Genomic DNA, 12,233 nt, shown 5'->3' with positions numbered 1-12,233 from the left:
GCGGGCAATTGCAGGCCGCCGCCGGCCCGCGACAGCAGCGCGGGCACGGCGTGCGGCAGACGTCAGGCGGCTTTCTTCTGGGCGAGCTGGGCAGAGACTTCGTCGGCCCAGGCGCGGGGCGCCAGCGGGAAACCCAGACGGGCGCGACTGTCGAGGTATTCCTGCGCCACGCCGCGCGCCAGGTTGCGAATGCGGCCGATGTAGGCGGCGCGTTCGGTGACGGAAATCGCGCCGCGAGCGTCGAGCAAATTGAAGCTGTGCGCCGCCTTGAGTACCTGTTCGTAAGCGGGCAGCGCCAGTTGCGCGGCCATCAGCGCCTTGGCCTGCTTTTCATGCGCGGCGAAGGCGGTCAGCAAAAAGTCCACATCGCTGTGCTCGAAGTTGTAGGCGCTCTGCTCGACTTCGTTCTGGTGGAACACGTCGCCGTATTTGAGAAGGGTACGAGCGCCGCCGGGCCGTCCCAAGGCGCTCGCGCGCCCTTGGGGAGCAGTCACTTCACCGGCGACCTCGGTTTCGGTCCAGACGAGGTCGTACACGCTCTGCACGCCCTGCAAATACATGGCCAGGCGCTCCAGGCCGTAGGTGATCTCGCCGGTCAGCGGCTTGCAGTCGATGCCGCCGACCTGCTGGAAATAGGTGAACTGGGTGACTTCCATGCCGTTGAGCCAGACCTCCCAGCCCAGCCCCCAGGCGCCCAGCGTGGGGTTTTCCCAGTCATCTTCAACGAAGCGGATATCGTTGGTCTTTAGGTCGAAGCCCAGCGCCTGCAGACTGCCAAGATAGAGATCGAGGATGTTGTCGGGCGCGGGTTTGAGCACCACCTGAAACTGGTAGTAATGCTGCAGCCGGTTGGGGTTGTCGCCGTAGCGGCCATCTTTCGGACGACGGCTGGGCTGCACATAGGCGGCCTTCCACGGCTCGGGGCCGAGGGCGCGCAGAAAGGTGGCGGTGTGGCTGGTGCCGGCGCCCACTTCCATGTCGTAGGGCTGAAGAACGGCACAGCCCTGCCGGGCCCAATAGGTTTGCAGGGTGAGTATGAGGTCTTGAAAGGTGCGCATGGAATCGGCCTTGAAGAAGGCGCCATTGTAGAAACCCGCCGCTACGCAATGCGCAGCAGCAGGCATGGTGGCGCCCTCCTCAGGGATTGCCGCCCAGCGAAGGCAGGATGGCCCCCGGCTGCAGAGACGGCGGGGGCGCCACGGGCTGGGCCACCGCGGCCGGGTGCGTGCCCGGCCCCTGACCGCGCACGCTGACGGTGGAAGTGCCCACCGGCACGCCGCCGGGTCCGACCAGCATGCCGCCGCTGCCGGTGCTGATGCCACCTGCCGCCAGCGGCGCCGAAGAGGGCGCTGACAGCGGCATCTGGGCGTCGATGGCCAGCGGCGGGAAATTCTGCAGAAAGTAGCCGCTCACCGCGCCCGGACCATTGGAGGCAAAGCCGGTGGCCGGGTTGACCTGCGACATGATCACTCCAGACGGCACCGGCCAGGGTACGTCGGGCTTGCCCTGCAGCGCGACGCGCATGTAGTCCATCCAGATCGGCAGCGCGGCCTTGGCGCCCTGCTCGCCGCGGTACAGGTCGCGCTGGTTGTTGTAGCCCATCCAGGTGATGGCGACCAGATCGGGGTTGAAGCCGTCGAACCAGGCATCGTGAAAATTCTGCGAGGTGCCGGTCTTGCCCGCCAGATCGATGCGGCCTAGCGACAGCGCCGCCGCGCCCGTACCGTGCTGGATCACCGCCTGCATCATCTGCGTGGTGAGGAAGGCATTGGCCGCGCTGATGATGCGCGGCGCGTTCTGACCCGCGATTTCCGGCTTGTGGACATAGACCTCGGCGCCGTGAGCATCGACGATGCGTTTGATGAGATAGGGCTGCACCAGCGAGCCGCCATTGGCGAACACCGCATAGGCCGTGGCCATCTGCAGGGGCGTGAAGCTGCCCGCGCCCAGCACCATGGTGGGATAGGGCGGAATCTGGTCGAGCGGCAGGCCGAAGCGCGAGGCGAACTGGCGGGCGTAGGGAATGCCCACGGCCAGCAGCACCTTGACCGCGCAGACGTTGTCGGAATGCGCCAGCGCCAGGGTGGCGGGAATGGCGCCGAGCTGCTCGTTGTCGTAGTTGTGCGGCGTCCACGGCGGCAGCCCCGGGCCTTGCGAAATGGTGATGGGCGAATCGTCGATGACGGTCGTGGGCGCCAGGCCCTCGTCCACCGCGGCGGAATAGATGAAGGGCTTGAAGCTCGAACCGGGCTGGCGGAAGGCCTGATTCACATGGTCGAACTTCTCGTGGTTGTAGTCGAAGCCGCCCACCCAGGCGCGCACCGCGCCGTCATGCGGATCGACCGACACCAGCGCCGACTGCACATCGGGCATCTGCGCGATGCGCCAGCCCTTGGCCAGCTTTTGCAGCCAGACCACGGCGCCACGATCGATGCGCAATTTGTCAGTGGCTTTGGGTGACAGGCCCGCAGCGGCGAAGCGCAGGGCATCGCCGCTGAGTTCCACCGTGTTGCCCGATTCGAGCACGGCCTCGACCAGCTTGGGGCTGGCGTGCAGCACCACGGCCGGATGCAGGCTGCCGGCCGCGTCGTAGGGTTTGAGCGCCTTGACCGCCACGCCGAGCGCATCGGCATCGTGCGCGGGCAGATCGATGCGCGCCTGCGGTCCGCGCCAGCCGTGGCGCTGGTCGTAGGCCAGCACCCCGGCGCGTACCGCGTCCACCGCCGCCTTCTGGTCACGGTCGTGCAAGGTGGTGTAGACCTTGTAGCCGTCGGTGTAGGCCGATTCGCCGAACCGCGCCACCATGATCTCGCGCACCTGCTCGGCGGCGTAATCGGCGTCCACCTTGTAGCGCAGCAGACCTTGCCCGGACACCACATTCAGAGGCGCCTGCATGGCGTCGTCATACTCCGCCTGGGTGATGTCGCCCAGCGCCTTCATGCGGCCGAGCACATAATGCTGGCGAATGAGCGCGGCCTTGATATTGGTCTGCGGGTTGAAGGCCGAAGGCGCCTTGGGCAAGCCCGCGAGCACGGCCGCCTGCGCCAACGTGAGCTGGTCGAGCGGCTTGCCGAAATAAACCTGCGCCGCCGCCGCCACGCCGTAAGCGCGCTGCCCAAGATAGACCTGATTCAGATAGCGCTCAAGAATCTGATTCTTGCTCAGCTCATGCTCGATTTTGTAGGCCATCAGCGCTTCGGTGAACTTGCGCAGCGGCGTTTTTTGCGGACTGAGATAGAAGTCGCGCGCCACCTGCATGGTGATGGTGGACGCGCCCTGCACGGCGGCGCCGTGCATCAGGTCGGCCAGCGCGGCGCGAAACACGCCCGTCCAGTCCACCGCGCCATGCTCGTAAAACTGCGAGTCTTCGGCGGCAAGAAAGGCCTCGCGCACCTGTAGCGGAATCTGCTCGAACGGCACCACGGTGCGGCGCTGCACGCCAAACTCGCCGATCAGCGTGCCCTCGGCCGAATACACCCGCAGCGGCAGATCCGGGCGGTAATCGGTGAGTTCGCTCAGCGCGGGCAAACGCGGATAGAGCATGACCACGGCAAACACCAGCGCCAATATTCCGGCCACGCCCAGCAGCACGGCGCCGAGCAAAAATTTGAGCCAGAGAGGGCGGTAACGCACAGCGCGCTTGGGGCGCTTGTCGCGGCCTGCAGGCGGCTTGGGAGAACCCGCAGGGGCGGAGTCAGCAGAGGTACTCATAGTCGCGGGGCATGATAGCCGCCGCATCCGCTAAAACACCCGCCATCCTGTGAGCAGTTGTGACCCGGCGTAACGATCTGCGCAGGACGCCCTCATTGCGCCGGGGGATAGGTCGGTGGATAGGCCGGCTGCGGCTGATAGCTCGGCTGTTGAGGCGCCGGCTGGTAAGACGGCTGCGCGGGATAGGCCGGGGGCGGAGGCGGCGCCACATATCGCGGCGCCGCATAACCCGGCACCTGCGCACCTCTTGAGTACATGCACTGCTGATACGCAATGTTGTAAGCGCGCTGCGCACTGCCCTGCGTGTCGCCATAAGACCCCGCACCGCCCGCGCTGCCCGCGAGCAGGCCAAGGCCCGCGCCCACACCGGCCCCCTGGCTGTTGCCGCCGATCAGCGCCCCGGCTGAGGCCCCGATGCCGGTGGCAAGGGCCGCCGAGGTCACGCCGGAATTGCTCGCGCCGCCTTGGTAGGGCGCGGCCTGCTGCTGCGCGAACTGGCGGCAGCTCGCATCGATTGCCTGAAACTGCTCAAAAGGCATACCCGGCGCCGGCATGACCGCAATCGTGGGCCCGAGCGGCGCGGTGGCACAGCCCCCCAGCACGAGCGCGCCCACAGCGGCAGGAAAAAGAAAAAAGGGACGGGAAAACCGAAGGTTTCGATAAATTCGCATGATGCTTCCTCGATAGATCGTTATAAAAAGTGGAAAGCGTGAATCATTTGGCTGGTGGCGGCGGCGGAGGCGAGGCAGGCACCGGCGTCCACCCGCCCGGGCAGACCGAGACATAGGGGTAGTAGCCCGCCGGGTTCTGGCAGTAGTACCAGAACGACTGGGGCGCCGGGCCGGGCGGCAGCGACTGCACCACCACCGGCTGCCGCTCCACCACGACCGGAGGGCTCCAGGCGGACCAGCCGCCATAGCCCGGGAAAGGCCCATACCAACCGGGCTCGTACCAACCGCCGTCCCAACCAGAACCCCAACCCGGCCCCCAGCCGTAGTAAGCCGGCACGCCAATACCGATACTCCAATGCACGCGCGCCTGAGCCAGGCCCGGCACGAGCAAAGCCCCGACCGCCGCGGCGGCCAGCAAAACCATCTTGATACGAGAGAAGGGATGCATATCAACTCTTTTCCGATTGGAACCCGGCCGCCTGACCAAGTTCCGCCACACGCCCACAGCCATGCCCACCACAGGCTTTGCACTTTAACGAGCATCAGCCCCCAATGGGGGACAACCCATGGGGTGCGGAGAATGCAAATTTTTAATGCGGATTGATTGCAGACTGTTTCTGGTCAACAGCTCGGCCTGCGCGCGCGTTACAGTTGCGGCCGCAGCGCGTCCTGATGACCCGTATTCGGGGCTGCAACGCGCCTTCCTGAGTGCTTCCTTGGTGATCCCATGCGTAAATTCCTGTTTGTTTTCTCGGTCTTGTTGGCACAGACCGGTTTGGCGCAGGCCAAGGACGATGTGGTGGTGCTCGATTCGGGCGACGCCCGCATCACCCTGATCAACCAGGACACCCGTCAGCCCATCGGCAGCTTTGCCACCGGCAAGGAGCCGCATCACCTGATGGCTACGCCGAACAATCAAGACCTGATCGTCGCCAACGCGGTGAGCGGCGACCTCATGTTGCTCAACCCACAGACGGGCAAGCCCATCGGCAACGTGCCCAATATTCCCGACCCCTACCAGATCGGTTTTTCGCCCGATCACCGCTGGTTCGTGGTGAACTGCCTGCGCCTGAACCGGGTGGACATCTACAGCTACGACCAGGGCAAGTTCCTGCTCGCCAAGCGTATTCCCCTCAAGTCGCTGCCCAGCCACATGGCATTCACCGCCGACAGCAAGACGGTGTACATCAGCCTGCAGGAAACCAATTCGGTGGCCGCCATCGACCTGCCCACGCAAACCGTGATGTGGACGCTCAAAGTGGGCGAAACCCCGGCCGGGCTGTGGCTGACGCCAGGCGATAAAACCCTGTTGGTCGCGCTGACCGGCAGCGATGCGGTGGTGGCCGTCGATCCGCGCACCCGCACGGTGTTCAAGCGCATCGTCACCGGCAAGGCGGCGCACAACTTCCGCTCCATGGCCGACGGGCGGCATGTGCTGGTGAGCAACCGTGTGTCCGACACCATCAGCATTCTCGACATGGACACCCTCACCAAGGTGGGCGACATCACCGGCCTGCGCCCGGGGCCGGACGATATGGAGCTGTCCGCCGACCGCCGCTGGCTGTGGGTGACCTTCCGCTTCGCCCGCTCGGTGGGGGTGATCGACATGGACACGCGCAAGCTGGTGGATGTGATTCCAGTAGGCAAGTCGCCGCACGGCATCTACTTCTACAACCGCGCGCCGTTCTACGACAACCTGCCGCCGCTGTCCACGCTGCCGCGTCAGCAGGCTGCGTCACTGCAGCTGAAGCCGACCCCGACCATCGCCGCTGCGCGCTGAGCTCCCGCCGATCTCCTCCACCCACCGCCATGCTCAATCCGCTCGACTGGATCAGCCACGCCACCAGCCTGCTCATCGGCGAGGCGCAGACCTGGGTTTTCGTCACCCTGGTGCAGCCGGTGTTCTACCACTTTCACCTCATGGTGGATGACGATTTCGCCTATGACGGCGTGCTGTGGTTTCTTGCCGGGCTGCTGCAGATCGGCGTGGTCTACGCCGTGTTGCGGCCGCTCGAAGCGCTGCGGCCACTTGAAGTCTGGCCCAACCGCCGCGCGGTGCGGGTGGATGTGCTCTACACCTTCATCAACCGCCTGGGGCTGATCAATTTGGTGTTGTTTTTCACCCTGCAACCCGCGTTTGACAGCCTGCAGGAATGGTTCCGCCTGCGCGGGGTGGACAACCTCAACCTCGACGCGCTGTGGCCGGGCATCACCGACCGACCGCTGATCAGCTTCCTGATCTACCTGATCGTGCTCGACTTTGCTGGTTACTGGTATCACCGCGCCCAGCACCAGATCCAGTGGTGGTGGGAACTGCACGCGGTGCACCACAGCCAGCGTCAGCTTAGCCTGTGGTCGGACGATCGCAACCATGTGCTCGACGACGTGCTGATGGCGGCATTTTTCGCAGCGCTGGCGCTGTTGATCGGCGTGCCGCCCAACCAGTTTGTCGCGCTGTCGCTGGTGTCGGGTGCGCTGCAAAGTCTGCAACATGCCAACATCCGGCTGTCTTTCGGCTGGCTGGGGGAGCGGCTGCTGGTGAGCCCGCGCTTTCACCGCCTGCATCACGCGGTGGGCTACGGCCACGAGCTTGGCCACCAGAACAACGCGCGACTCTACGGCTGCAATTTCGGCGTGCTGCTACCGTGGTGGGACGTGCTGTTCCGTTCTGCCGACTTCACCACCCCGCTGCAGCCCACCGGCGTTCGTGCCCAGCTTGCCGCGCCAGACGGCCAGGGCGAGGATTACGGCGACGGCTTCTGGGCGCAACAGGGGCTCGGTCTGCGCCGCATGGTTCGGCGGCTGTTTGCGCCATTCGCTGCGCCGACCCTGCCAGACCGTCAGCCCAGGTGACAATGGGGCTGACCGGGGCCGATGCAGGCGCCAGCCTCGATCTGCACCGTGGCATGCTCGATGCCCAGCGCGTCATGCAGGCGATGATGCACTGCGCGCAAGGTCGCCTCCGATTCGGCTTGGGCCGCGAGGCGCACATGCAAAGTCACCACCGGCTCCGCGCCATCGAGTGACCAGACATGCACATGGTGGGCTCCCGCCACGCCCGGCACGTCGGCCAAGGCCTCGCGCACTTCGCTTGCGCTCAGACTCGCAGGCGCGCCTTCGAGCAGCACGTGCGCGCTATCGCGGGTGAGATGCCAGCCCGAGCGCAGGATGAGCGCCGATACCAGCAGTGACAGCAGCGGGTCGGCCACCGTCCAGTTGAACCCCAGAATCAGCCCCGCCGCCAGCATGGCCGCCGCCGAGCCCAGCAAGTCGGACAGCACATGCAGCCGCGCCCCACGTTCATTCAGCGACTCGCCGCCCGTCAGGGCAAGTAGCGCCCCCAGATTGGCCAGGCCGCCCAGCGCGGCGATAACCAGCATCCAGCCGCCCTCCACCGCCTCGGGCCGCCACAGACGCTGCAGGGCCTCCACGATCAGCCCCACGGTCAACAGCAGCAGCACCAGCCCATTGACGAAGGCCGCCAGCGTCTGCCAGCGTCCGTTGCCATAGGTCAGCCGCGCACTCGGCGGGCGTGCGCTGAGGCGGATGGCTACGAGCGCCAGCAGCAGCGCGGCGCTGTCCGCCGCCATATGCACCGCGTCGGACAGCAGCGCCAGCGAGTTCACCCACCAGCCGCCGACCGCCTCGATGACGGTGAAAATTAGCAGCACGGCCAACGCCCACCGCAGTCGGTGCGCGCTGGCGCCTCGGGCATGGTCGTGGCCGTGATGCCCTGCGGCGTGTGCGTGTGCGCGATCGCGATGAGGCGCGTGATCGTGCGCCGCATGCGTGTGCTCAGGGTCCTGCATTCACACGCCCCAGACAACCGGCGTCTGCGCTTCCTGGCAACGCTTGAGCATCTGGATGAACGGCCAGGACCGCTGCTTCAGGCCGATGGGTTGCGCCGCCGAGACCACCTGTCCGTCCGCAGCGGCCGACTCCATCGCCGCGTTGCGCGCCTGTTCTTCTGCGTCCACGGCCGCTTCAAGGGCGGCAATGGCCGCTGGCATTTCGGACGGCTCGATGATGCCTTGCGCGCCCGCCGACTTGCCGATGATGGACAGAATGCGTTCGGCCGGGCCGGCGTTCATGAACAAATCACTGTCGGCCTTGGATTGAAATTTGTAAATCATGGGGGCTCCTTGCAGGGGAAACGTCGTTGCGCCGTCTCTCAGATGCATTGTGCCGACGCTGACGGTCGAATGCCATGCAAATGTCCTTTTCTGGAATGGGTCGTCCGCAGCTCGCCCGCGTCGCGTGGGCGCAGCAAAACCGCAGAAAAAGCTTCCACCCGCATGAAAAATCAACGCAGACGAGCAGACTGCGACGTTTTGTCGCAGAACAATGCAGCGTAAGGGCCACTGCCAAGCCTAGGGAATTCCCGGACATTGCTCCAAATCAAAAAAACGAGATACGTGGGCGCCTATCCTTGCTCCGTGTTCTTCGCCGCGTGGGTGTCAATCAGCCGCGCCATGCTGCGCAAGACCCACGGATCGACACAACAGGAGCGCCAAAATGATCGACACCCTCGTCGTGGACTTATCGCGGTGGCAATTTGCCTCCACCGCGCTATACCACTTCCTTTTCGTCCCCCTCACCCTGGGCATCAGCTTCATGATCGCCGCCATGGAGACGGTTTACGTCACCACCGGCAAAACGATCTACCGCGACATGACCCAGTTCTGGGGCAAGCTGTTTCTTATCAACTTCGCCCTGGGCGTGGCCACCGGCCTGACCATGGAGTTCGAGTTCGGCACCAACTGGTCGTTTTATTCCAGTTTCGTCGGCGACATCTTCGGTGCGCCGCTGGCCATTGAAGGACTGATGGCCTTCTTCATGGAATCCACCATGATCGGCATGATGATCTTCGGCTGGAAGCGCCTGACCAAAGGTCAGCATCTGCTGGTGACCTATCTGGTGGCCATCGGCTCCAACCTGTCGGCCTTGTGGATTCTGGTGGCCAACGGCTTCATGCAAGACCCGCAAGGCGCCGCGTTCAACCCGGTGACCATGCGCATGGAACTCACCAACTTCGGCGCGCTGATTTTCAGCCCGGACGCGCAGGCCAAGTTCGTGCATACCAGCATCGCCGGTTACGTCACCGCCGCGGTGTTCGTTGCCGGGGTGAGCGCCTGGTATATGGTGCGCAACCGCCATATGGAACTGGCTCGCCGCTCCTTCCGCATGGCCGCGCTGTTCGGCGTGCTGTCCACTGCCGGGGTCATCACCCTGGGTGACGCGCTGGGTTTCGTCGGCGCGCATGCGCAGCCGTCCAAGCTCGCCGCCATGGAAGCCATGTGGCAAACCGAGGCTGCGCCTGCTCCGTTCAATGTGGTGGCCTGGCCGTCGCAGAGCGAGCAAAAGAACGTCTGGTCTATCCAGGTGCCGTATGTGCTGACGCCGCTGCTGACCCACACCCTCACCAAGGTCGTGCCGGGTGTTGACCAGATCGAGGCGGACGCGAGGCAGCGCATCAAGAACGGCATTCCGGCGGTGGAAGCGCTCAAGCTGCTGAGCAAGAACCCCAACGATGCCGCTGCCATGGCGCAGTTCAAGGCGCACGAAAAAGACCTGGGTTACGGTTTCCTCGCGCAGCGCTACTCGCCTGAACAAGATGTCTCCAAGGCAACGGACGCGGACATCGCCAAGGCCGCCAAGGACACCATCCCCGAAGTCTCGGTGATTTTCTGGACCTTCCGTCTCATGGTCGGCATGGGCCTGCTGATGTTGGCCTACTTCGTTTACGCCGCCATGCTCACCATCAGCGGCAAGCTGGAGCAGCCGAAGAACCGCTGGTTCCTCAAATTCGCCCCCTGGATGATTCCCGTGCCTTTCCTCGCTTGCGAAATGGGCTGGCTCACTGCTGAAGTGGGCCGTCAACCCTGGACCGTGTTCGGCATGCTGCCTACCTGGATGTCTGCATCCAGTCATAGCGTGGGCTACATGATTTTCTCGCTGGTGGGCTTTGTGTCGCTCTACTCCATCTTCATCGCCGTCGAGATGTATCTGATGGTGCGCGCGATCAAGCAAGGGCCGGAAGAGCACGGCACGCCGTCCACTCCGACCATTCCCCAAGGCCGCAAACCCCAGCCGTCGTTCGGCGGTGGTTTCGCCCCCAACCCGGCCGCTCCGATGAGCGCCCATAAGGAGTAATAGTCATGGACTTGTATCTCATCCTTCAAGTCTTGTGGTGGGTCCTGCTCGGCGTGCTGTTCGTCGGGCTGGGCACCATGGTCGGCATGGACATGGGCGTGGGCACGCTGCTGCGCTTCATCGGCAAAACCGATACCGAGCGCCGCTCCATGCTCAATGCCATCGGCCCCCACTGGGACGGCAATCAGGTGTGGTTCATTCTCGGCGGCGGCGCGATCTTCGCGGCCTACCCGCTGATCTACGCCACTTCGTTCTCCGGTCTGTATGTGGTCATTCTGCTGCTGCTGTGGAGCATGATCGTGCGCCCGCTGGGGTTTGAATACCGCAGCAAAATCGCCTCGCCGGCTTGGCGCAATGCCTGGGACTGGACGCTGCTGCTCAGCGGCGCGCTGCCGATGATCATTTTCGGCGCCGCCATGGGCAATATGCTCATGGGCGTGCCCTTCCACTTTCAGTGGGATATGCGCTCGGTCTATACCGGCAGCTTCATCACCCTGTTCAACCCGTTCTCGGTGCTGGCCGGCCTGCTGTCGCTGTCGCTGTCGGTCTATATGGGTGGCGTGATGATGATGGGCCGCGCGCCCGAACCCGTCGCGGGCCGTGCCCGCACTGCAGCGGGCTATGCTGCGCTCGCCGCCATCGTGCTGTTCGCGGTGCTCGGCGTGTGGGTCAGCATGGTCAACGGCTACAAGATCGTGAGCTTCCCCGGAGCCGGCGTGCCGCAAACTCCGCTGCAGCAAACGGTCCAACTGGTGCCCGGTGGCTGGCTGTCCAACTACAAGAGCTATCCCATCCTCTGGGCCGTGCCCTTGCTCGGTTTTGCCGGTCTGTTCTTCGGCTGGACGAGCGTGCGCAGCAACAAGCACACCCTGGCCTGGTGGCTGGGCGCGGTATCGTGGATCGGCGTGGTCGGCACCATCGGCGTGGCCATGTTCCCCTTCCTCATGCCGTCGAGCTCCAACCCCTCGCAAAGCCTGACCCTGTGGAATTCCATCTCCAGTGAAACCACGCTGCTGTGGATGACCGGCTGGACCGTGGTGTTCGTGCCCATCATCTTCTGGTACACCAGCTGGGCGTTCTACGTCATGCGCGGCAGGGTCGATCCGAAGGAAGTCGAAGCCGACCCCCACGCCTATTGAGCAAGGATCTCATCATGAAAAACCTTCTTTATTTCGTGCTCTTCATGACCATCGCGCTGATTGCGATTGTCATCGGCGTGATCATCGGCGACTACGCCTCCTGGTACTTCGCCTGGATCGTGGGCACCGCGATGATCGTGCTGGTTTCTGCCGCCTCGGGCGCTTTTTTCGACGCACAGGAAGATGACCGCCGCAACGGCGGCGCTCCACGCGGCGGCCACTGAGTCACGCCGCACCGAAGGCTCTCGCTTCGCGGCAGAGCCTGCTCCAGGGCCAGGGCAACCTGGCCCTTTTTATTGCAACCTTCGGTTTTGCTGAAACCTTTGGTTTTTATGGATGACAGCCATGAAAAAACTACTCTCTCTCGCGCTGTTCCTGGTCATCGGTGCCGTTGTGATCGGCATCGGCATCCTTGTGGGCAGCAACGCCTCGTGGTACTTCGCCTGGATTTTCGGCACCGCTTTCTTCGTACTGCTGCTGGCAGGCGCCGTCGTGTGGTTCGAACGTCTGGATGAACCCCGCACAGCAGAACCGCACCAGCCGAACTGACCCAGCGAGC

At 64.3% G+C, this 12,233-nt stretch carries 12 protein-coding genes; 6 read left to right on the top strand and 6 right to left on the bottom strand.

The features are described from left to right. Positions 1–62 precede the first annotated feature (62 nt). The 4 genes from glyQ to BIO17B3_RS09590 form a co-directional block, all read right to left on the bottom strand. Positions 63–1,058, bottom strand: coding sequence for a glycine--tRNA ligase subunit alpha (glyQ, locus tag BIO17B3_RS09605; RefSeq protein WP_156055266.1), 996 nt, complete (start codon positions 1,056–1,058; stop codon positions 63–65). A gap of 79 nt (positions 1,059–1,137) precedes the next feature. Next, positions 1,138–3,711, bottom strand: coding sequence for a penicillin-binding protein 1A (locus tag BIO17B3_RS09600; protein ID WP_156053870.1), 2,574 nt, complete (start codon positions 3,709–3,711; stop codon positions 1,138–1,140). Positions 3,712–3,803: 92 nt separating this feature from the next. Next, on the bottom strand, positions 3,804–4,382 hold the full coding sequence (locus BIO17B3_RS09595) for a hypothetical protein (protein ID WP_156053869.1): 579 nt from the start codon (positions 4,380–4,382) through the stop codon (positions 3,804–3,806). Between the two features lie 43 nt (positions 4,383–4,425). After that, the gene (locus tag BIO17B3_RS09590; protein WP_156053868.1) at positions 4,426–4,830 is read right to left on the bottom strand and encodes a hypothetical protein; all 405 of its coding nucleotides are present in this window, start codon (positions 4,828–4,830) and stop codon (positions 4,426–4,428) included. Positions 4,831–5,109: 279 nt separating this feature from the next. Between BIO17B3_RS09590 and BIO17B3_RS09585 the strand changes: the two genes are divergently transcribed. Continuing rightward, on the top strand, positions 5,110–6,162 hold the full coding sequence (locus BIO17B3_RS09585) for a beta-propeller fold lactonase family protein (protein WP_156053867.1): 1,053 nt from the start codon (positions 5,110–5,112) through the stop codon (positions 6,160–6,162). A gap of 29 nt (positions 6,163–6,191) precedes the next feature. Next, positions 6,192–7,235, top strand: coding sequence for a sterol desaturase family protein (locus BIO17B3_RS09580; RefSeq protein WP_156053866.1), 1,044 nt, complete (start codon positions 6,192–6,194; stop codon positions 7,233–7,235). Here BIO17B3_RS09580 and BIO17B3_RS09575 read toward each other — a convergent pair. Both BIO17B3_RS09575 and BIO17B3_RS09570 read right to left on the bottom strand, forming a co-directional pair. After that, entirely contained in the window at positions 7,223–8,191 is a 969-nt protein-coding gene (locus BIO17B3_RS09575; RefSeq protein WP_156053865.1) for a cation diffusion facilitator family transporter, read from the bottom strand. The two genes, BIO17B3_RS09580 and BIO17B3_RS09575, sit on opposite strands and share 13 nt — an antisense overlap. After that, on the bottom strand, positions 8,192–8,515 hold the full coding sequence (locus BIO17B3_RS09570; RefSeq protein ID WP_156053864.1) for a DUF1840 domain-containing protein: 324 nt from the start codon (positions 8,513–8,515) through the stop codon (positions 8,192–8,194). It lies immediately after the preceding gene. Between the two features lie 382 nt (positions 8,516–8,897). On the opposite strand from BIO17B3_RS09570, the gene BIO17B3_RS09565 reads away from it, so the two are divergent. From BIO17B3_RS09565 to BIO17B3_RS09550, 4 genes are all read left to right on the top strand, one after another. After that, the gene (locus tag BIO17B3_RS09565; RefSeq protein ID WP_013104169.1) at positions 8,898–10,535 is read left to right on the top strand and encodes a cytochrome ubiquinol oxidase subunit I; all 1,638 of its coding nucleotides are present in this window, start codon (positions 8,898–8,900) and stop codon (positions 10,533–10,535) included. Positions 10,536–10,540: 5 nt separating this feature from the next. Beyond that, a complete protein-coding gene (cydB, locus tag BIO17B3_RS09560) occupies positions 10,541–11,674 on the top strand; it encodes a cytochrome d ubiquinol oxidase subunit II (RefSeq protein WP_156053863.1) in 1,134 nt (377 codons plus the stop codon). 14 nt (positions 11,675–11,688) lie between these two features. Beyond that, positions 11,689–11,898, top strand: a complete 210-nt coding sequence (locus BIO17B3_RS09555; RefSeq protein WP_013121842.1) for a hypothetical protein — start codon at positions 11,689–11,691, stop codon at positions 11,896–11,898. A 121-nt stretch (positions 11,899–12,019) separates the two neighbouring features. Beyond that, entirely contained in the window at positions 12,020–12,223 is a 204-nt protein-coding gene (locus BIO17B3_RS09550) for a hypothetical protein (RefSeq protein ID WP_013121841.1), read from the top strand. Positions 12,224–12,233: the final 10 nt, after the last annotated feature.

It is taken from the genome of Thiomonas sp. OC7 (genome assembly GCF_900634595.1).
GTDB lineage: Bacteria > Pseudomonadota > Gammaproteobacteria > Burkholderiales > Burkholderiaceae_C > Thiomonas > Thiomonas arsenitoxydans.
The sequence above is the reverse complement of the archived record's forward strand: the minus strand, read 5'-3'. Positions and strand labels throughout refer to the sequence as shown.